Annotated in this window: 19 protein-coding genes; 14 read left to right on the forward strand and 5 right to left on the reverse strand. The window is 41.7% G+C overall.

The window, feature by feature from the left end; translation table 11 throughout:
* Positions 1-103 precede the first annotated feature (103 nt).
* The 9 genes from FKG96_RS07315 (at position 104) to FKG96_RS07355 (ending at position 11393) form a co-directional block, all read left to right on the forward strand.
* Positions 104-1111: a type IX secretion system membrane protein PorP/SprF gene (locus FKG96_RS07315; RefSeq protein WP_013665372.1), complete on the forward strand. Its 1008-nt coding sequence runs from the start codon at positions 104-106 to the stop codon at positions 1109-1111.
* A gap of 36 nt (positions 1112-1147) precedes the next feature.
* Positions 1148-3091: an OmpA family protein gene (locus tag FKG96_RS07320; protein WP_130856245.1), complete on the forward strand. Its 1944-nt coding sequence runs from the start codon at positions 1148-1150 to the stop codon at positions 3089-3091.
* Positions 3092-3310: 219 nt separating this feature from the next.
* On the forward strand, positions 3311-3949 hold the full coding sequence (locus FKG96_RS07325) for a response regulator transcription factor (protein WP_130856246.1): 639 nt from the start codon (positions 3311-3313) through the stop codon (positions 3947-3949).
* An 823-nt stretch (positions 3950-4772) separates the two neighbouring features.
* Positions 4773-5744, forward strand: coding sequence for a polyprenyl synthetase family protein (locus FKG96_RS07330; protein WP_130856247.1), 972 nt, complete (start codon positions 4773-4775; stop codon positions 5742-5744).
* Positions 5745-5791: 47 nt separating this feature from the next.
* Complete coding sequence (gene dxs, locus FKG96_RS07335) at positions 5792-7738, forward strand: 1-deoxy-D-xylulose-5-phosphate synthase (RefSeq protein ID WP_130856248.1); 1947 nt, start codon at positions 5792-5794, stop codon at positions 7736-7738.
* Entirely contained in the window at positions 7725-8954 is a 1230-nt protein-coding gene (locus FKG96_RS07340) for a 4-hydroxy-3-methylbut-2-enyl diphosphate reductase (protein ID WP_130856249.1), read from the forward strand. Before dxs ends, FKG96_RS07340 begins: the two co-directional genes overlap by 14 nt.
* A gap of 58 nt (positions 8955-9012) precedes the next feature.
* Complete coding sequence (locus tag FKG96_RS07345; protein WP_130856250.1) at positions 9013-9987, forward strand: hypothetical protein; 975 nt, start codon at positions 9013-9015, stop codon at positions 9985-9987.
* Between the two features lie 444 nt (positions 9988-10431).
* A complete protein-coding gene (locus FKG96_RS07350; RefSeq protein WP_130856251.1) occupies positions 10432-10704 on the forward strand; it encodes a YtxH domain-containing protein in 273 nt (90 codons plus the stop codon).
* A gap of 86 nt (positions 10705-10790) precedes the next feature.
* On the forward strand, positions 10791-11393 hold the full coding sequence (locus FKG96_RS07355) for a chemotaxis protein CheB (RefSeq protein ID WP_130856252.1): 603 nt from the start codon (positions 10791-10793) through the stop codon (positions 11391-11393).
* Between the two features lie 18 nt (positions 11394-11411).
* Here FKG96_RS07355 and FKG96_RS07360 read toward each other — a convergent pair whose 3' ends face one another.
* On the reverse strand, positions 11412-12488 hold the full coding sequence (locus tag FKG96_RS07360) for a sensor histidine kinase (RefSeq protein WP_242627198.1): 1077 nt from the start codon (positions 12486-12488) through the stop codon (positions 11412-11414).
* 121 nt (positions 12489-12609) lie between these two features.
* Here FKG96_RS07360 and FKG96_RS07365 point away from each other — a divergent pair, with 121 nt between their 5' ends.
* Entirely contained in the window at positions 12610-13338 is a 729-nt protein-coding gene (locus FKG96_RS07365) for a LytTR family DNA-binding domain-containing protein (RefSeq protein WP_130856253.1), read from the forward strand.
* On the opposite strand, the gene FKG96_RS07370 is transcribed toward FKG96_RS07365, so the two are convergent.
* Entirely contained in the window at positions 13331-13849 is a 519-nt protein-coding gene (locus FKG96_RS07370) for a lipocalin family protein (protein ID WP_130856254.1), read from the reverse strand. The two genes, FKG96_RS07365 and FKG96_RS07370, sit on opposite strands and share 8 nt — an antisense overlap.
* Positions 13850-14139: 290 nt before the next feature.
* Here FKG96_RS07370 and FKG96_RS07375 point away from each other — a divergent pair, with 290 nt between their 5' ends.
* The 3 genes from FKG96_RS07375 (at position 14140) to FKG96_RS07385 (ending at position 17279) form a co-directional block, all read left to right on the forward strand.
* A complete protein-coding gene (locus FKG96_RS07375; protein WP_130856255.1) occupies positions 14140-16173 on the forward strand; it encodes a PAS domain S-box protein in 2034 nt (677 codons plus the stop codon).
* A gap of 60 nt (positions 16174-16233) precedes the next feature.
* Entirely contained in the window at positions 16234-16815 is a 582-nt protein-coding gene (locus tag FKG96_RS07380) for a DUF4142 domain-containing protein (RefSeq protein ID WP_130856256.1), read from the forward strand.
* Between the two features lie 77 nt (positions 16816-16892).
* Entirely contained in the window at positions 16893-17279 is a 387-nt protein-coding gene (locus FKG96_RS07385; protein ID WP_130856257.1) for a DUF2784 domain-containing protein, read from the forward strand.
* A 140-nt stretch (positions 17280-17419) separates the two neighbouring features.
* Here FKG96_RS07385 and FKG96_RS07390 read toward each other — a convergent pair whose 3' ends face one another.
* From FKG96_RS07390 to FKG96_RS07400, 3 genes are all read right to left on the reverse strand, one after another.
* The gene (locus tag FKG96_RS07390) at positions 17420-18250 is read right to left on the reverse strand and encodes a ferritin-like domain-containing protein (protein ID WP_130856258.1); all 831 of its coding nucleotides are present in this window, start codon (positions 18248-18250) and stop codon (positions 17420-17422) included.
* 10 nt (positions 18251-18260) lie between these two features.
* On the reverse strand, positions 18261-18977 hold the full coding sequence (locus FKG96_RS07395; RefSeq protein WP_130856259.1) for a ferritin-like domain-containing protein: 717 nt from the start codon (positions 18975-18977) through the stop codon (positions 18261-18263).
* Between the two features lie 339 nt (positions 18978-19316).
* The gene (locus FKG96_RS07400) at positions 19317-21416 is read right to left on the reverse strand and encodes a hypothetical protein (protein ID WP_242627199.1); all 2100 of its coding nucleotides are present in this window, start codon (positions 21414-21416) and stop codon (positions 19317-19319) included.
* Positions 21417-21663: 247 nt separating this feature from the next.
* Here FKG96_RS07400 and FKG96_RS07405 point away from each other — a divergent pair, with 247 nt between their 5' ends.
* On the forward strand, positions 21664-21954 hold the full coding sequence (locus FKG96_RS07405; protein WP_041387273.1) for an HU family DNA-binding protein: 291 nt from the start codon (positions 21664-21666) through the stop codon (positions 21952-21954).
* Positions 21955-22073 lie beyond the last annotated feature (119 nt).

Consider the following 22073-nt stretch of genomic DNA (forward strand, 5'->3'; position numbering starts at 1 on the left):
GGTTGTAGGGATTGTCCAAAAAGAAACAGGCAAACTTTTTGGACAAGGCCTTACAAACCACATTGCTTCATAAGGCAAAGGACTCGAATGAAAATAAAACGCTATGGATAAGCATAATATAAAGAGATTAGTCATCGTACTGACATTGGCACTCGGTTTGGGAGAGGTCAAAGCGCAGCAAAATATCCAATTCACGCAATACATTTTTAACTCACTGAGTGTAAACCCAGCTTATGCAGGTTACAAAGAGGAATGGTTTGCGCAAATGGCTTTGCGTAGTCAGTGGACTGGTATTGACGGCGCGCCAAAAACGGGACAGGCATCAATAGACGGCGTGTTGGGGATGAATAAGAATACAGGGGTAGGTTTGCAGGTTACTGCAGATAAATTGGGGGCACAAAGTGCTACTTCCGTCTATGCCAATTATGCTTATCGTTTGCGCTTAGATGCTGAAGATACCCAAAGGCTAAGTTTTGGAATCGGGGCAGGTATTACCCAATACGGACTGGATGGAAATGAACTGAGAACAACTTATCCGGGCGATCCAACAATTCCACCGGGAAAAATCAGTAACACGATTCCGGACATACGTTTTGGCGTTTACTATTATAATCCTCGTTGGTACTTAGGTGTTTCTATGATGGACTTACTTTCAGGTGATCAATCCAATAATATTTTCCGTTGGGACGCGAATGCTACTTCCAATTTAAAGCGTAAGCGTCATATGTATTTGATAGGAGGGGCCCTGTTTGATCTATCAGAAGATATGAAACTTCGACCAAGTGTAATGGTTATGGAGGATTTTAAGGGACCTACAAATGTTGATTTGAATGCCATGTTTATCTTTGGGGAACGAGTGTGGTTGGGAGCGGGATATCGAATGGGATTAAAAATGGGTAAATCATACGCCAACGGACAGCAGAATCTGAGAAGCTCTAATGCAATTACAGGTGTGGCGCAATTTTACGTCACCGAACGTTTGCGAATTGGTTATTCATACGACCACATATTAAGCCGTTTGAGCTCTGTTCAAAACGGAACGCATGAGGTCACTATTGGTTTAACCTTTCCTCAAAGCGGTTATAGACTCATAAGTCCACGATTCTTTTAGGCCAGGTAACGAATTAATCAGCTAATGCAGAATCCAATGAAGAAATTATACATATATCCCTATTTATTAGTGCTCATCCTTTTAGGATCGGGGGTACAAGCACAAGAACAACCTACGCTGCGCGATCGGGCAAATCAACTGTATAATGAATACCAATTCGCGAAGGCCGCTCAATTATATGAACGCTTGGTCGATAGTAAAAAACCGAGGCAAAGCGATTTGGAAAATTTGGCGGATTGCTATAGGAAGATGAATAATTACGGAATGGCTGAGAATTGGTACGTTCGTGTATTGGAAGATAGCACAAGCAATCCGATTAACAAACTGCGATATGCTGAAGTACTAAAGGCCAATGCAAAATATGCCGAAGCAAAAAGGGCTTTTCAGGACTATGCAGATAAAGCTGGCAGCACGAATGAAATTGATTTACAAATAAGGGGATGCGATTCTGCCATTGTTTGGATGCAGCAACCGACTACGCATAAGTTAAGAAACGAGTCTTCTGTAAACACAGCCTTGGCAGAATTTGGAGGATATACCGTTGGAGATAAAGTTTATTATGTTGGGGAACCTGATGCTATTATGTTCAAGAATGTTTACGGATGGACGGGTAATCCTTTTTTAAGAGTTTATAGCGCGAAGCATAACGAAGGAAACATCCTGAAGGAATCAAACATTGCAGAGGCGTCATTTAACAATGAACCTTATCATGTGGGGCCCGTGGCGTCTAATAAAGAAGGAACGACACTTTATGTAACGCGTACTCATCCCGGAAAAGAGGTGCAAAAGGAGAAAGAAGATAGAAAAAGATACCGTACCAAAAATTTGGAATTATATATTTATACAAATGATAACGGTACTTGGAACGAAACCCCTTTTGCTTACAATCGAGTGAATGAATATTCAGTAGGCCACGCTGCCTTGAGCCAAGACGGTGAAACATTATATTTCGTCTCGGATATGCCGGGAGGACAAGGTGGAACCGATATATGGTATAGTGAGCGCTTATTGAATGGTGAGTGGGGCGAACCTAAGAATGCCGGTCCGATGATCAACAGTGCCGGAGACGAGATGTTTCCCAGTATAACAAAGGAAGGTGTTCTGTATTTCTCAAGTAATGGTTGGCCAGGTATGGGGAATCTAGATGTTTTTACCGCAATGGGAACTAAAGAAACTTGGTCTAAGGCGGTTAATATGCGTTTTCCTGTTAATTCTCCTGCTGATGATTTTGCCTACACGGTTAACGATATTACCAATCTCACCGAGGCGGGTTTTATGTCTTCAAATAGAAAAGGAGGCTTGGGTAGTGATGATATATATTCTTTTACTTATTTAAAACCGAAATTTACGGTGCTGCTTGCCGGGGTAACTTACGACAAGGAGACCGAAGAACCTTTAGCTGACGCAAACGTTAGTTTGCTTGATGAACAAGGTACCTTATTGGCTAAGAAAACGAGCGAATCGGCAGGTCGATTTGAATTTGAAGTGGATGTAGAGCAGGCTTATCAAGTATTAGGCGAAAAAGTTGGCTACATTGCCGATTCGGCATTTACTAATACCAATGGATTAAATCCGGGCGATACGGTGAAAGTTGCTTTATACCTAGATCAGTTAAAACAAGGGAAGACTTTCCGGTTGGATAATATCTATTATGATTTTGATAAATTTAATATCCGTAAAGATGCCGCGGTTATTTTGGACGGACTCGTAAAAATCATGAAAGACAATCCGACCCTAAAAATAGAGCTCTCATCCCACACAGATAGCAGAGGAAGGGATAAATACAATATGACGCTTTCTCAAAAACGCGCACAGGCTGCAGTTGACTATTTAGTCAGCAGAGGAATTGCGAGAGATAGGATGATTGCTAAAGGATACGGTGAAAGTAAGTTATTAAACCGTTGTGCTAACGGCATCAAGTGCTCAGAAGCAGAACATCAACTGAATAGAAGAACTGAATTTACTGTATTGGAACTTTAATTATAACATGGTTCAAGCAAAAGCGATAAAGTCCATCATCAGGGTATATCGAATCGTGAAAAATACTGAATCTATTCATTCGTTTAACCGTCACAACAGATAAACTATGTCAACATAAGTCAACGCATTATTATATAGTTATTATTCGTTAAACTACTGATCCGGTCAACCTAAACCAATAAATTAAAGTAAGTATTGTTTTAACGATAACGAATAAAAATGAATATCTTGTTAGTCGATGATCACAGTGTTATCCGGTTAGGTGTCCTTTTTATTATTAAGGAAATGTTCGGAAATCCCGTTATTCACGAAGCCGAAACATGGGGCAAAGCGACTGAGCTGATTGACCACTATCCAATTGATTTGGCCATTTTGGATATCGAAATCCCGGGAGGCAAAGGTCTTGATATGATTTCCCTGTTGAGAACAAAAAAGCCCTATCTTAAAGTATTAATGTTTACCGCTTTTGACGAACATGTGTATGCCCTGCGATATCTAGATCAGGGAGCACATGGATTTATACAAAAAACGGCAAATGACCAAGAACTTAGAAAAGCGATCGGCAACGTGTCGGCTGGTAAGCAATATATCAGTACGGCGATAAAAGATATGATTTGGGAAAGCCGGCTCAAAAAAGGTAAATCGATACAAAGTAATCCATTTGAATTATTGTCTAACCGTGAATTGGAGGTCTGCAAATTGATGGTCAAAGGTCTTCGATTAAGCGATATTGCCGCACAGCTGCAATTGCATACCTCTACCGTTGGGACTTATAAAAATAACATTTTTCAAAAGCTTCAGGTTAATAATATACGGTTGCTTCTCGACAAGTTTCACTTATATCAAATGTATAACTGAAGACCAAAACATCATCCATCGGTGCGACTAGTGCCGAACTTTCTAAAGCCAAGCGAAGCTGATTAGTTATGTCGCTTTCAGGACCTGCTAGTGTAAACTGTCGGACCAATTTACTCCACTCCACTTTCATAAACCGTTTACTTATTTAAAAATACATAACCACCATACTATTGTTTGCTTAAAAAGTAGGTAGTCCAAAGCCTACAAGAGATGTTCGGTTTTCTGAAATCCAATGCAAGAATGGTTTTGGGCTACTGCGGGCGGCTTTTTTGTCGTTAAAGCAAACAACGAGTTCTTTCTCTCAAAAAAGAAAGCTACGAACAAGTAAAGCCCTTTTTGTGAATGACTAATTAACTTATTAATTCGTGTAGGATATGTGTACGGGCCTCTTATGGAAATCTCTAGTCTCGAGCTTATCCTAAGATCGCTTAATTAATTAGAGATATCTGATGCTGCTGTCAGTTGAACTGTCTATGGTTTGGCCGAAAGTACCCAAGTTACCAATCGTAAATAGGCGTCTTCCGTACGGTATTAGTTATGATCGAAAGCTATAGTTAATATTGATATTATATTAATTTACGCGCAACTGTTCGAAATTAATTGGGTAATTTTTTATTTGCTGGTAAAGCAAGTTTGTGTGGTGTTTTTAACACGTTGTTTGTTAGCGACTTTGTTGGTGTTAGATTCTTAATAAAGAAAAACTGAACAAGTTGAACATTTATTCTTCCTGCAAAATTAGTTAATTTAGAATAAACGGATTATAATTTCTGATTGGCCGTAAATTCCGTGAGAGTCGGTTTTCTTCACTAAATTATGAGATACCATGCATTCTTTTTCAGCAATATCTGACCTCTATCAGCAAAAAAGAGATTCGTTAGTGTTCCCGCTTACCCCCTCAAATCTTTACGGATCTATCAATTATTTTTTGGATTTACCCGGTAAGAGGATAAGGCCCGCTCTCTGCTTGATGGCCAATGAATTATTTACTCCTATTCGATCCGATAGTTATAGAATAGCGCATGCAATCGACCTCTTTCATAATTTTACGCTCATTCATGATGATATCATGGATCGATCCCCCCTGCGCAGAGGTCGCGCTACCTTACATACAAAATATGACGAAGGTACAGCCATCCTCGCTGGCGATACGTTATTTATTTATTGCTATTTGTTACTCAACAAAGTGGACTTAATTCACCGAACGCATATTGTCGAATTGTTTTCAGAAACGGCCAAACAGGTTTGCGAGGGACAGCAGATGGATATCGATTTAGAAAAGAAGGAAATGGACGCTGTACATTATGCCGATTACCTGGAAATGATCACCAGGAAGACATCGGTACTGTTGGGCTGTGCAGCTCAGTGCGGAGCTATTATGGGTGGTGCGAATGAGCAACAACAGATCAGTTTGTATGAATTCGGCAAGAACATTGGTATTGCTTTTCAGATACAGGATGACTATCTGGATACCTTTGGTTTGACTGCCCGGACCGGGAAACAGGTAGGGGGCGATATCTTGGAAAACAAAAAAACGGCGTTGCTGGTCAAAGCTTTTGAAGTGGCCGACTTCAAACAGAAAATAATGTTAAAGGAAGCTTTCTTACAAACGGGACAAGATAAAGTCCAAGCCGTTATAAACAGTTATAAAGCATTGGAGGTAGATCAATGGGCCACCAAAGCGATCGAGTCATATACAGCAATTGCCTTCGGTAATCTAGAAGAGATTGATGTGCCTGTTTTTAAAAAGGAAAAGCTGATGAAATTGGCGAATTCCTTATTAGTAAGACAGTCTTAAATAGGTAAATCTACGATTATATAATCACCGTCAAATTGTACGCCGTTATGAAGAAAACCAAGTTGTCTTTGCTCGACCAGATCAATAATCCCACCGATCTTAAAAAGTTGAAAAGGTCGCAACTTCCCCAGTTATGTGACGAACTAAGGGAATTCATAATCGAAACTGTAAGCAGGCACGGAGGACATTTCGGAGCCAGTTTAGGTACGGTTGAGCTAACGGCTGCCCTGCATTATGTTATGAATACGCCCTACGATCAGCTAATTTGGGATGTAGGGCATCAAGCTTATGGTCATAAAATCCTAACGGGGAGACGTGACACTTTTCATACCAATCGCAAACATAAGGGCATCAGTGGCTTTCCACGCAGAGAGGAAAGTGTATACGATGCATTTGGAACAGGCCATTCTTCGACGTCTATTTCTGCCGCCCTCGGTATGGCGCTCGCTGCCAAACTTAGTGGACAGCACGATAAGCAGCACATTGCGGTGATAGGTGACGGTGCCATGACGGCAGGTATGGCTTTCGAAGCGCTCAATCATGCCGGTGCGTCAGATACCAACTTAATCGTTATTCTAAATGATAATTGCATGTCCATTGATCAGAATGTGGGCGCCTTAAAAGACTATCTGACACACCTGACCTTAACCGGAACTTATAACAAGTTCCGTAAAAATGTAGGAAAAACAATCACGAAGTTACCACTGGTCGGGGAACGATCTAAAGAGCTGCTGCATAGAACAAAGTCAGGAATCAAGAGCATGCTATCCGAGCAAGCAAATTTTTTTGAGGCATTAAATTTGCGCTATTTTGGGCCACTGGACGGACATGATGTATTGAAATTAGTGGAAACATTGCAGTACATGCGCCATATTCCGGGCCCTAAATTACTCCATGTAATTACAACCAAGGGTAAAGGTTATGCACCGGCAGAACAGGAAAAAACATTATGGCATTTTCCCGGACTTTTTGATAAGGTCACGGGGAAGATACAGAAAGCGATCATTGATGGACCGCAACCTCCCAAATACCAAGATGTGTTTGGACATAGCGTGGTCGAACTCGCCGAGCGCAATGATAAAATTGTAGGTATTACGCCTGCCATGCTGTCCGGTTCTTCTCTCAAATTTATGATGGAGAAGATGCCCGAACGAACCTTTGACGTAGGCATATGTGAACAACACGCGGTAACTTTAGCTGCTGGACTAGCTACGCAGGGAATGACGGTATTCTGTAATATTTACTCATCTTTCATGCAAAGAGGCTATGATCAGCTCGTGCATGACGTCGTGTTGCAACAGCTACCGGTTATTTTCTGCCTTGATAGAGGAGGACTGGTAGGGGAAGATGGCGCTACCCATCATGGCATATACGATATTTCCTATTCGCGATGCTTACCGGGCCTAATTATCAGCGCTCCCATGAATGAATCTGAATTGCGAAACCTGATGTATACTGCGCAACTTTCCGGACTCACACAGCCTTTTATGATCAGATACCCGAGAGGACAGGGAGTAATGCCCAATTGGAGAACTCCATTCCGAAAAATAAAGATCGGCACCGGTCGGAAAATTCGTGAGGGGCGGGACCTCGCCATCCTTTCCTTTGGTCACCCCGGGAACTTCGCCCTGGAGGCCTGTGAAGAATTGGAGGCGGATGGAGTGAATGTGGCACTGTTCGATATGCGATTTGTGAAGCCGATTGACAAGCATCTTTTGCATCATGTTTTTCAGCATTACCGACAGCTGATTACCGTTGAGGATGGTACAATAATCGGTGGGCTGGGAAGTGCGGTATTGGAATTTATGGCAATTAATAATTATCACGCCGACGTACGGATATTAGGCGTTCCGGATCGTATCGTCGAACACGGTAAAGTAACTGAATTGCATAAGGAATGTGGCTTTGATAAAGATGGAATCAAAGCGGTTGTAAAAGAAATGCTTCAACAAGAACGGATCATACAAAAGCTGGTCAAACATGAAAGTCTTTGATATTCCAACCGCATATAAAAGTGAAATGGTTACGGCTATTAAAAAGAGCAGGCAGGAGCGTGATCATCTAAAAAAGGATTTCAGCCCTTCTATTCTTGATTTTGGAAAAGTTCGAATTAACCTGGCACGTCACTTCGGTTTTTGTTATGGTGTGGAGAACGCCATTGAAACCGCATACACTGCCATACAGGAAAACCCACATAAGCGGATTTATCTATTGAGCGAGATTATCCATAACCCACACGTAAACCAAGCCCTTCAGGAAAATGGCGTTAAATTTATTATGGATACCTATGGCAGACAGCTTATCCCATGGGAAGAAATTACGCCTGCGGATGTAGTCATTATGCCAGCCTTTGGCACAACGGTAGAAGTAGAGCAGATGCTAAAGCGGAAGGAAATCAACCGGATATATTACCGAAGTAAATGTCCATTTGTCGAAAAAGTGTGGACAAGAGTATCTCAAATAGCGAATAAAGGTTATACCGTGATTGTGCATGGAAAACCTGACCATGAAGAAACGAGAGCTACTTTTTCGCACAGTAGAAGCGTCGGTGCTTCGATGGTTATTAAAGACCTAAAGGAAGCAGAACTATTAGCCGACTTCATCAGAAATCGAAGGCCCCCAGCTGATTTTTATAGTCTATTTGAAGGACGGTATTCCGAAGGCTTTCACATCACGCAAGATCTAAAGAGAATCGGTGTAGTAAATCAAACTACTTTACTTGCTGACGAAACACAGCAAATAGCTGATTTTTTGCAACAGACCATGGTCGAACATTACCAGTTGACAGATGATCATATAACGGATCACTTTGCCAATATGCGGGATACACTCTGTTATGCCACGCATGACAACCAAAGTGCCGTAACAGAAATGCTCTCGCTGGATGCCGATCTGGCAATTGTAGTAGGCGGGTATAACAGCTCTAACACATCTCATCTTGTAGAATTATGCGAAGCAAAGCTGCCTACTTATTTTATTTCCGCCAGTGAAAGCTTACTGTCAAAGACAGCGATAGAGCATTGGGATATTCACCATCAGCAATTAAAGCTGACGAAAGACTATTTGCCGTCGGAGTCTGTAGTAATACATTTAACAAGTGGTGCGTCTTGTCCGGATATTCTGATTGAAAATGTGATACGTAGGGTGCTCTCTTTTTATCATCTGTCGTTCGATAATTGGCAGATTGCAAGTAAGCTTAAAAATAAATAATGTTATTGACATTCCGAAAATAAAATCTTGTTGGATATTATACTAAACACAAAACAAAATGGAAAAAATTTTTCGTCAAATTCGTTATCCATTCTCCTTTGGCATTTCGCCTTTTGTCGAAGAAACCCATGATGAAATTTTCAACTGGATTAGTAGCTTTGGACTTCTTTCTACGGAAGAATCGGTTCAGCGTTATAGAGAAGAAAAATATATTTGGTGGGCTGCCAGAACCTTTCCCTTCGCCGATAAAACCGGTTTGTATCTGGTAGGATGCTGGACGGCTTTGTTTTTCATTGCTGATGATATGATGGTAAATCCAAGCAATCATAACGAAAAAATTTTAACATCCCTGAAGGATGACGTAATCGACATTCTTATTCATCATAAAACGGTACCGATGCGTATCGGCAATAACCTTGGTGCTTGCTTTAGTGATCTTTGGCAGCAAATAAAGCAACATACGGATCAAGATTGGCAGCGATGGTTTGTGGAAGAGATGTTAAAAATGCTCAAGTCTTGGCAAATGGAAGCGGAGCTGATTAAAACGGAGAAGGGGCTAAGTCTAGCGGATTATATGAAAATGAGGCCTTATTTTTCCGGTGGTAATGTGTGTTGCTGCTTGCTCTCCTTGGCAAGCAAGTTTAGTTTTCCTTTCTATGTCTACCAGCATCCTGTGGTCCAACAAATGCTGCTGATGGCAGTTAGAACGGCTAGCTGGGCTAATGATATTCATTCCCTGGGCAAAGAACTCAACAAAGAGGGAGCAGAAAATATAGTGATCATCCTGGCAAAAGAAAAGAAGTTATCCTTTAAAGAAGCAATAAAGGAATCCCTGCATATACATGATGCTGATCTAATGCGCTTGCAGGAATTGGAACGTACTCTTCCTTCATTTGGTGAAGAAATGGATCGTGAGCTAACTCGTTACATCCAGTCGATAAAAGCACTGATTAGTGGCAATCACGAATGGGTACTGTACGATACCAGTCGTTATAAAGATACAAAAGAGATAATGGAAAGATTGGAGGCTTAATCATAGAAATAAAGCGGATCTGATTGATGTCCTAATGAATTTTCTTTATTTGGATGATGTGGTGGTTGCTAATGAAGGTCGATGTTCAAAGCTCTTTGGTGCAGTCATTTGGGGGATAGGTATCTTTGCTTTTGCATTGGACCTAGCTCCCCCAAATGCCGCGTATATTTATAGTAATTATCGAAACAATAAAACGAGCAGATCCTAAAATTATTGTCTCTTACACCATACTTTTTTTTCAAAGCTAAGCTGGCTAATATTTGTAACGGATCTTGAATAACCTTTCCGCAGTTGATTGCTTGTTTTTTTCTTGCATGCTTGTAAATTCTTATATTGTCTTCTAAAGACGATATGCGAGTTGTTGAGGTAATAACCAAACTTTTGCTTCTGAATATTGTCTTATAAAAAACATCGCAAGTTTAATGAGCTGATAATACAAGAAATATGAACGACGTTGGAAGAGTAATTACATTTTTAGCAGGTTTGGGAGCTGGAATAGCTATTGGGATATTATTTGCACCCGATAAAGGTGAATATACAAGAGAAAAATCAGCTAATTCAATGAAAAACCTGGCGCAAGGTTTTCGAAAGCAGGCGGTAGATCAAATTGAACATTTCAACCATATGAAAAGCGAGTTGACAGAAGCCATTAAGTCTAAGTTAAAAAAGGAACCTTGGGAAATAGAAGGGCAAACGGACGAGCACGCTTGGATATAAGTCCTTTGTACTTAGCGATTACTAACATCGTGTTCCGATAGCCCGCTTTTCCATAGAAGCTATAAACACGAGAGTTCTATGCTGTTATGAAGACAGAAGCAAATGATTTCTTTCTTGTAGGAATAGGCGGATCGAGTGGAGGGATACAGGCCATGCAGACCTTTTTTGAATCAATGCCCTTTCTTCCTAATATTGCCTTTGTTGCTATCACTCATTTATCGCGTGGGTATGTCAGTAATTTGAGTGCTATTTTAGCACGTTATACGCCTTATCGAGTTATCGCAGTGAAGGACGATGTGCAGCTCGCATCGGGAAATATATATGTTATTACCGAAGATAGTTATTTGGAATGTGCTGACGGAAAGCTGTTGAAAAGGCCGCGGCCAAAGGAATCAGACATTAACAGGGCCGTTGACATCTTTCTTCTTTCTCTTGCCGAAACGTTTCGAGAACGCGCCATTGCTATTATTTTATCAGGTGGGGGCAATGACGGCTTGAAAGGGGCCGTTGCCGTTGAAAAACGAGGCGGTCTGGTCATGAGTCAGAGTCCCATTTCTTCGCAATTCCCTCAAATGCCATTGGCTGTGATCAGGGATAATAATCCCTCTGCTGTTTTAGAGCCGGCAGCACTGGCTGAGGCGGTTGTTCAACGTGTTCATGAGAAATCTACTAACAGAATCAGAAAATAACTGAAGCGGAGTAAATCTTTATTGGTTAGTCGGGATTGGAATGCAAAATTCAAAGCATAATCCTTGCGAAATGTTACGAGAAACAGCTAGCTCTTCGCCATAATGTCGCTCCAGTCTTTTGGCTGTGTTTGAAATACCAACACCCTTACGCTGAAAGAGTTCTTCGAGGGATCCGGGGTATGCACTGCCGGTATTATTTACCTTAATCCAAACCTTTTTGCTCTTTACTATACACGAGATCTCTATCTCTCCTCCCTCCAATGCCGGTTCAATGCCATGTTTTACAGCATTCTCAACCAGCGGCTGCAACAACATTGGAGGGATCTGTACTTGAGGAACGTTGGGGGCTATGTTTATCCGGTACTGAAGACGTTTGCCAAATCGCACTTTTTCGAGCGAAAGGTACTTTTCCATAAAACTAAGCTCGTTTGCAAGTGGCACAAATGCTTCTTTCGTTGATAGCAGTGCATACCTAAAAGTGTCGGCTAAGCGAGCTATCAATACCCTGGTTTTTTCCTGTTCCGGAGGCAGTGAAGCGCTTATACTGCTTAATGTGTTGAATAGGAAATGAGGTTGTATCTGCGCTTTCAAGGCGTTAATCTCGCCGCGATAGGCAAGTTCTCGTAATTCCTTTTCAAGACGGACTTGCATTTCCCGCTCGCGGAAAAAATGATACATGTGGAGGATGCTGAATACTTGGATATAAAAAAGTAAATTCGGACCTAAATTCTGCAATATCTGCTGATTGGTCATAGGTAGCTTTCCATCCAACGGATTATAGAGCTGATATAACAACATCCAGATACTATAATACAAAACCGCACTAAATAGGTGAAGGAAAAATCTTTTTTTTAACGACCAATGAGCTAGCCTTCGGAAATGTAGCCACCATACAGGTAAACAGGCTATAGCCATAAACAGACAGTCGACTAATAATTCCTTGATATAGCGAGCTGTCACACTGGTATTTATGAGACTTGGGGTTGCATAAAGGATGCTCATTATAAGGAAACATGAAACAAAAAGCAGGATTTCCTGACGTGTTGCATTGGATATGGATGGATTACGTTGCATTTCGCTTGTAATAAAAATCATTGTACAATTTAAGAATAAATCGGAAATATGATTTGTCGGTCACATTTGTTATTAAACAGACGATGCTACCGCTTGTAGAAAATTATGCTAAATTTGATGTTAACATAATACATTAGGTTTTATGTCCAAACAATCTGTTTTGATCGTCGATGACGAAGAGCATGCGAGGCTGCTCATTAAGCAATACCTAAAAGAACATGCCGGATTTTCGCTAGCGGGCGAATGCCATAATGGTATCGAAGCGGTAAAATATATTAATATGTTGGAACCAGAACTGGTTTTCCTGGACATCCAAATGCCTGGATTAAATGGCTTTGAAGTTCTGCAACGGGTGGAACATGTGCCGAAGGTTATTTTTACAACGGCGTTTGATCAATATGCTATCCAAGCCTTTGAGATAAATGCTATCGACTATTTATTAAAACCCTATACCAAAGATCGGTTCAACGACGCCATAACCAGAATCGGACCGATACCTAAGCTCCTCCCAAATCTTGTCTCGCATTTTTCATCGCGTAACGGAAAATATCCCGACCATGTGATGGTAGAAAGTAGAAGGCGCTTTGTGAATCTCCGAGTCGTAGATATTGTTTACATGAAGGCTGATCGCGACTATACCGAGATATATACTACTGCTAACACTTACATAAGTTCCGTTGGCATAGGCGCCATTCTTCAACACTTTGATCCTGCTCTGTTTCTTCGTATACATCGGTCGGTAATTATCAACTTGGCTCATGTGCGTGAGCTGTATAAAGATATTCATAGAACCTTTATCGTATTGGATAATGGGGTGGAATTGAGCGTGGGAAGGAATTACCTTCCCAATGTCAAAAGTCTGATTATTTGATTTTATACGTAGCGGTTAGAAGATGGCGTCCGTCACTGCCATCTAAATAATGGTGAAGTACCAGGGTGTTCGCATTCGTTGCGGCCACAACATAAACCCGTGCCTTTTGTTGATCATCGGTCATCGTCAGTTCTTTCGTGGAAGGCATATATTTCCAGGTGCCGTTTTCTTTTTCGACCTCCTCCTCTTCGTCACATTTGTCACTTCCAAGATGTCGGTATATTTTATTGTCGTTACGGAATATAATGGCATCGTCTTTATCACAGGGATCAAGCTTTGCCAAAATATCCGTCTCGATTTCGCCATCTATATCCCAATCGATCCCCGGCTCGGCTTTAAAATCAGTGAGCACCCAATATTTATCAGTAAAAGAACCGTCTAGGGTATGGGTGTCATTGTTGTCAAAATGATTCTTACTAAGGCCGGATTGGCAAGAGGACTCCGTATAGAGTACGGCGATGATCATAGCGATAGCAATGATCCAGGCAATGTTTTTCGTCTTTTTATCCATATTGAAAAATGTTAACAGTCAAAAATAGTTTCGGTGATTCGTTCTTCCTTTTATTTTCTACGAAATGCACAAATAGCGGACGAAACGCCTAGGTGAGACTATTAAATTTCGTTGTGCCGGAAACATTTATGGCTAAATCCGAAGCCTCATGAAGGCGTCCGTCAATTTCGTCTTTAAGTTTATTTAGTTGAGGACAAAAGAACATTAGCTTGCTTGAATTGTTGTATAAGAACATTTAGCTACGAGTTAATTTTGAGGGCTCTACCTGAAAATTACCGGCTATACTTATTATGGAAGATAAAGAGAAAACGGAGCATGGCACATACGGCAAATCTGAAGACCGAAGTAGGCAGGGGCACTCATCTGTGCGTCGTGGCAACGCTACATCAAGTAGCTTATCAACCCAAAGGCGGTTCAAATTATCGGACGAAACCTACTATAATCTTTTTAATTCCATAGATGAGGGCTTTTGCATAATTGAAGTGATTTTTGATCGCCAAGAGCGTCCGGTCGACTATCGATTCATAGAAGTTAATGAACCATTCGAGCAACTGACAGGAATTGTCGATGCTGAAGGGCGACGAATGCGGGATATCGCTCCATTGCATGAAAACCTGTGGTTTGAAGTCTATGGTCGCATCGCATTGACCGGCAAACCGGAGCGCTTCCAAATGGTCGCAAGTCAATTGGATCGCATTTACGACGTATACGCCTTTCGAGTGGGAGAACCGGCAGACAATCAGGTGGCCATCCTTTTTAAAGATATCACCGCTCAAAGGCGTGAAGATTTGGATTTGGCCGAGCTTGCCGGTATGGGAGAGCAACTTTCCCGTGCCGATAGTGCGGAGGTAGCCCTTGCAATCTTTTGTGAAAGATTGGGGAATTACTTAAACCTCGGCTTTTGTGCATTTGCAGAAATTGACCAGTCAGAGCAACAGGCAACCGTTGTACATGAGTGGCATAGAAAGGGCTTTCATTCGATAAAAGGTGTGTATGCTATTGCAGACTATATTTCGCCTGGTTGGGAACAGGCCATGCGAGCAGGCAAAAACTTTATTGTAGAAGATTTAAAAGGCTCAGCCCATCCCGGCTTTGAACGATATGCCATGCGCGGTATTGCCTCTTTCATCAGCATTCCGCTGATCCGTAACGGCCGGTGGCTGTGTATGGTTAATCTGTACGATAGTAAACCCCGTAAATGGCTAGATACTGAAATTAAACTGGGCAACGAATTGGCAAATCGCTTTTGGAATCGATATGAAAGACTACGGGCAGAGGAGGCGCTGCGAAAATCGGAAGAGAGTTATCGGGCAATCGTTAATCAAAGCATCGTAGGAATCCTTCGGCTGAATTTTCGAGGCGAAGTTGTTTTTACAAATGATCAGTTTTGCAAAATGCTGGGTTATAGTCCTTCAGAAATGATGAAATTAACGGTGCTTGATTTGATGTATCCTGAAGATTTGGAACGCAATAATCTTCTCTTCAGTAGAATGGTAGCAGAGGGTACTCCTTATGAGATTGAGAAAAGACTAATTTGTAAAAATGGATCCTTGATTTGGGTCAATAATCACGTATCACCAATTTTTAATTCGGATGGGAAGCCGGAGTCTGCGGTGGTAGTGTCAGTCGATGTTACCAGACAAAAAGCAGTCGAGAAAATGAAAGACGATTTTATAGGTGTGGCTAGCCATGAATTAAAGACACCGCTTACTAGTATAAAGGCTTATACTCAGTTATTAAAAAAAAGTACGACAGACGATACACCTGCTTCTTTTATCAATAAACTAAGCAAGCAGGTAGATCGGTTAACAAACCTTGTGTACCTGTTGCTTGATACTTCTAATATTTCCGGCGGGCACTTGATGCTGCAACTAGGCGATATAGACTTGAATGAATTGATCGATGACTGTATTCAAGATTTACAGCCCATCAGTATCGATCACAAACTGATTTTTCATAAAGAGAAGATTCCGCACCTGATCGCAGATAAAAATCGGATCAATCAAGTGCTGACTAATTTAATTTCAAATGCGGTTAAGTATTCTCCTGAAGGTAAGGCAGTACATATAAAAGCGATAGATGTAGGCTACGGCGTCAAAGTAAGTGTACAAGATTACGGAGTTGGTATTGCGGCTGAAGACCAGTCAAAAATATTTAATCGTTTTTTTCGGGTAACTAATAAGGGAAACGACAATATATCAGGCATTGGACTCGGTCTATATATTGTCTCCGAAATTATTAAAAAACATAATGGCATACTAGGCGTAGAAAGCGTTCCGGGACAGGGTGCAACTTTTTTCTTTGAAATCCCGTATCAAAACTAGTAAAAAATCCAGAACATTTTCCCTGTACACACTGTTCTAGTGTAAACAAATAGCTATCTTATGAAAAATAGGTTAATTTTATGGGCGGCCGGTATTATACTGGCCCTTAGTAGTTGCGGTAATGCTTCCAACAAGGATGCAAAAGAAACCGCCGACAGTATTAACGAATCCATGGCAGACACGTCGACAATGTCCACCGATACGACTGCCGCGCAAACAGAGGATGCGAAATTTGCTACCGAAGCGGCAAGCGGTGGTCTTGCTGAGGTAGAATTGGGGAAACTAGCCGAGCAGAAAGCGTCGGACGCAAAAGTTAAGGAGTTTGGGGCTATGATGGTGAAAGATCATTCAAAAGCCAATGAAGAGTTAAAGGCGCTCGCTGCAAAGAAGAACATTGCGCTTCCCGCAGCGCCTGCAGAGGAGAAGCAAAAGAAGATGCAGGAAATCTCCGCAAAGACAGGTGCCGATTTCGATAAAGCTTATGTGGAAGAAATGTTGGCGGATCACAAAAAAGATGTGACACTTTTTGAAGAAGCTTCCAACAGGGTGCAGGATCCGGAGATGAAGCAGTTTATTGATAAAACACTCCCCGTGCTGCGCACGCACTTAGATCATATCCAAAAAATTGCAGAGAAAAAATAGTGTGATAAAGTCCCCCATAAAGCGTCTGACTTTTTGGGGGCTTTGCAGTTCAAGGGCACTTCAACGCCTTCCTGCTTATGCAAAGTAATCTGTTCCATCTACTTGATCTGCTTTTTACAATCATCCACATCTTAATAATAGTTTTTAATCTCTTCGGTTGGATATGGGAAGTAACGCGGAAACTTCACTTTTATATGGTGTGTTTAACGGCATGCTCATGGTTGGTGTTAGGGTTCTGGTTCGGATTTGGCTATTGTCCCATAACAGATTGGCAATGGCAGGTGAAGGATAAGTTGGGCGAACGTAACTTGCCCAATTCATTTATTAAGTATGTGTGCGACAAACTTTTCGATCGCAGTACAAATGCTGAATTCATAGATATAACAACAGGCGTATGTTTTGGCCTAGTCGCAATTTTGTCCGTCTATTTCAATTTTTTCCACAGGAGACCGTTGAATAAATAAGCAGTTCCAACCTTCGGGCGCTAATGAACGATCATGACTTTTTCGATATTGAAATTATGAAAAAGCACTGAAGTAAAAGAAAGAAGAAGTGCCCTTTTGGACACTTCCCCCTCTACACATAACATCCCCTTTGTTTAAGGTTAATTCACAATAAAAAGCCCGGCAATTTGAAGCACCGCTTCTTTTGAAAGAGCTTCGTCAAAAGCTTCCGTTGCAGCGTTTATACTGATTTTTCCTCCCACACCATTCAATGTCGTAATATCGGCACCTGCCTGTACTTTATTGTCTTCGCCCGCATAAATCGGATCCACCGCACCAACGCCTGTGTCGTTAGCCCCGGTGATCCATGGCTTGAGATTTGCTGCAGCACCCCCTCTCGCTCTGCGCATTTGTCTGATATGCGATGCATGCCTGGCCTCCACCGAATGTATATTTAAAGCGTAACGAAGAATATCATCGTTTTCCATTAAATTACCTGCTTGACCCTTATAAGCCCTTACACCCGTATCCTCGAAGGCGTTGGCAACAGCGAGAAATGTATCATAATTTGTAAACACATCGGAAAACGCACCACCGGCAGTAAAATCGAATGTCGGTTTTGACACTGCGGCTGACCCTAACGCGCTTTTAAGAAATGCTACATGCTGGTCTTCATGGTCTTTGATAACCGTTATAGCACCTCTGGCCGTTGCATTAGGGATTAATCCGCCGGCAGCAAGGCCCTTCGTGTAAAATTCGGCTTCTAAATACTCAAGGGTTAAGGCAAAATTTAGAACGTCTACTATTTTCTGTGGAATTGTTTGTCCATATGCTTTTTTAAACATGGTACTCACTGCCAGCGGTATACCCGCCAATGCTACCTTTGCACTGAAAGTGCTGAGGGCTCTGATCGCGGCCCGACGTGGATTCAATCGCTCGTGGATTTCAGCATCCACATTTTCAATTTGCTTAATTATTTCAAAAAGATTCATAATAGTCAAGTTAATAAGTGGGTAAATCTCTTGCGTTTATTTTTGTTTTAATAAAAGGGGCGGCAGCTGTTAATACCTTTGTCGGGCTTAACGATTTTTCAAGCCCATTCATATCCACTACATCGCTACCTGCAAAACTTCCGTTTTGAATTAGATCACGAATTAAGGCAGCGTGCCTTGCCTCCACCGAGACGATTTTGCCTGCCAATAGTAAATATTCTCCTTTCTCAATCAATTGTCCTGCTCCATTGTAAGCCGATACACCCAGGTCTTCGAACACTTTCGCTGTGGCCAGTACACTATCCCTACTGCCAAAGTTAATGGATGAAAAATCAACTTCTAAATCCTGAATAGCGTTCGCTTGCAAAGCCGCTTTGAAAAACTCGCGATGCGCAATTTCATGGTCGCGGATGTCGGTCAGTAAATTTTTTTCCAGCTCCGAAATACCACTATAAGGTGTTTCCGCAACCTTCGTATAAAAAGCTGCCTCTAATTGTTCTAATGCATAAGCATAGTTTAAAATGGCAATATCTCCTTTTCCCAAATACACACCTTCATCCATTCCCGGGAAGTCATCATCGTCTTTGTTACAGCCTGTAACGGCTATTGCTGTAACGGCCATACTGGCGCTGGCATATTTCAAAAAGGAACGTCTTTTTAATGACGAAGTAGTTAAGTTCTCTGTACTATACAAAGTTTCTTTTTCCTTTAAATAATAATCATTCATAGATAATTTATTTAGCGTTTGCAATTGTTTAAAGAGACTTACGATAATAAGGGGAACTTGGATTTACGTACCGCATTTTTTTCTTTAGTGTGATGAGTAAAAAAAGAAAGTTTCAAAATGGAAAGAGGGGATGATGCCAACTGCATTGCCAATGGGCAAGCAATACCGGTCAGGGGCAATCGACGATGGAGAGCTGTTAAGTAAAGATGTCTACACAGGTAATAATCTCCCGTTCTTTAGAAAATGCGTTCTGCTCATCGGACAGAAAGGCTTACGGCGAGTGAGTTTTAACTATAAATTTATAGGGAGCGCCCGATGAAACTGCCGTCATTTACCGGATTACTCCGCTATGTAAAACGACTGGCTAAAGGCTCCATTAGCGGCAACATCCCAAGCTTCAAGGCGTACCCATGCGCGTTTCTCAAGCTTGGTCTTAAACCGGAGCACCTGCGAACCAAAGGCTTCTGTTTTAGTTAAGTCGATCCTTTCCCGGTATACCTGCTGTCCATCGCCGGAGATAACTTCTACAAAATTCATGGGAAAAGTCCAATTTAGTGCCAGTTCAATGGTGGCCATTCCTGAATTATCGAGCGTTATAGTTTCACCCGAATGTTTACCGTTGATGGTTAAGCGTGGCATCAATACCTCGCCGGTTGTAGTGAAAAATCGGCCCTTTTGCATACTGTTGAGTATGGGATCCCAACTATCGGTAAACTTAGGTAGCGAGTCGAGCATCAAATAATTCACATTCATGTGAGCATACATCTCGTTTGCGGGCGTTATCGTAAAAAGATCGGCTTCAGCAATAACGGTTTTTTTTAAGCCCCAGTTATTCATATCATCCATTAAATCAAGCACGCGTTTGCCTAATCTTGGCGAAGATAAATCGGCGGGCATAGGCTTCCAGGCGGCACCCATAAAGCGATCCGATTTAAAAAAGTCCTCATTTTTATAAAGATCGGGTGTGTTTACCGAACCTTTAGTGCGTGCATGAGCGGTCCATGCAAGGCCCTGCTCTTGCTCGAGAAGCTTCAACATGTCTTTCTTGTCTCCAATATGGTATATTTTCCCATAGGAAGGGTGGTTTTCTGAATAGGCCGCTCCGTTTTCACGAGACATAATCCAATAAACCGGTTTGGGGAAGAGAGCAAGCCAGTGGCCTCCAAAGAACTCATTGGGCTCTTCGCCGGGGAGCAGAAGAAAGCGATCATCTGATAAGCGTTTACATTGTTCAAAAAGAGCATGCAGCTCTTTTAACCGTTGTTCATCAGGTCCTTTAGGGTGCGCGGTATAGTGAAACTCTGCTAAGTGCACCATGTCAACTCCCATTCGTTTAAACACGGTGACAAAGTCAGGGACTTCCGGAATGGGTTTGTTTGCCAGTACAACATTCATGATGAATTCATTATGAAAATGGCTGGACATGGTTTTATATCCGGGAAGTTTTACATAGGCATCATTGTGCGTGAATTTTTTTATGGCAGCGAAGGCATTGTCTTCATCTTCCGTACTCAACATGCAAAAAAAGTTCAGGCGCTGTTTGGTCCCCGGAGGAGCATTGAACCAGGGAACAAATCGCTTATCTCCCTGTAGGTCTTGTCGGATTCCGATGCCATATCCATCAACCATTTTCCGATAGTTGTTTCCATACCAGGTAAATTTCAAGTTGAAGGCCTCATCCAATGGATAAAAGTATTGATGTGGAGCAGGAAACAGCGTCAAAATACCCTCTTTTCCCTTTGCGGCAATGCTGCGATATTTAACCGCCACGTTTTTGGAAGTATCCGTAGCAATCATATCCGTAGTTTGCAGGCTATCCGCTGTGTTAATCCAGGATATACTTTTCCATTCCGGCTCACGACTTACCAAACCGGCGTCATAAACAATGGCAGAAGAATCTGCATTTGTAGACATGACAGCGGCAACATTAAAAAGCGGGCTGCCATTATAAAAAGTAATCTCAAGGTCGCCGCTAAAGCGATCGGCCTTAAGCGAAGAGATTTTTACTACGGTGCGACTACCGATGGTTTCCACCGTCGCGTCGGATTTTTCTAGTTTTACTTCATGCGTGTTATAAGGCTTTTGGGGAACTTTATCAAAAAAGATATTCCAGCCATTCTGCGAGACTAAATCCCGTTTACCGATAGTCAGAAGAAAAGATGGATCCAGATTCGATGAGATAAGTTTGCTCACTTTGCCTTTCGTCAGCAAAATACGACTGAACAAGGGTTTCCCTGCTTGCATATTAAGTTCAACCTGGCCATAGCGGTTATCCCCGGCAGGCCATTTTATTTCCAATATATCATTGCGGTAGTTTAAATCCGCGCCGGCTTTTTTGTCGAATTTTTGGCGGCTTACGGTTGGTGTTTGAGCCAACAACGTGTTTGTATAATAGACTAAGAGGAGGCTAATAATTAGGCAGCTGCGCATGTGAATCATTTATAATGGGTTTATACAAAAAAAGGAAAATCGATTTTATCCACAAAGGCAATGCGTTTCAAAATTTCGATAATGCGTATCAACAACCTGCATAATATTGAAAATATCATAGATAATTCAACAAAAGACGCTCGCTAGCTAATATATCTTTTGGAGACAGTAGATAAAAAAGTTATATTTATGGCATATAAAACCAATGGGTATTAGGTCTATTGGTTTGCCGATTTGTAAACTTAACTCTATTACAATGAACAAAGCTGATCTTATCACAAAGATTGCCGCAGATGCGGGCATTACAAAAGTTCAGGCAGAAAAAGCGCTGAGCAGTATCACTAATTCGGTTACTACAACCTTGAAAAAAGGCGAGAGCGTGTCGTTGATAGGCTTCGGAACCTTTACAGTGGGCCAGCGTGCCGCCCGTAGTGGACGTAACCCCAACACTGGAGCCGTCATTAAAATAAAGGCTACCAAGGTCCCTAAATTTAGACCCGGTAAGTCACTTCGCGAAGCCGTAGCCTCAGCAAAAACAAAAAAATAGGACCCTGCGGACTTATTTCATGTGGTCCGATTCCATTAGATCGGACCACATAATCACCGATACGCTTACCATTCCGTCATTACCTGAATCATACTTCCGAAGAAATTACCATCAGATAC

This window comes from Olivibacter sp. LS-1, from assembly GCF_008245145.1.
GTDB classification, from domain to species: domain Bacteria; phylum Bacteroidota; class Bacteroidia; order Sphingobacteriales; family Sphingobacteriaceae; genus Olivibacter; species Olivibacter oleidegradans.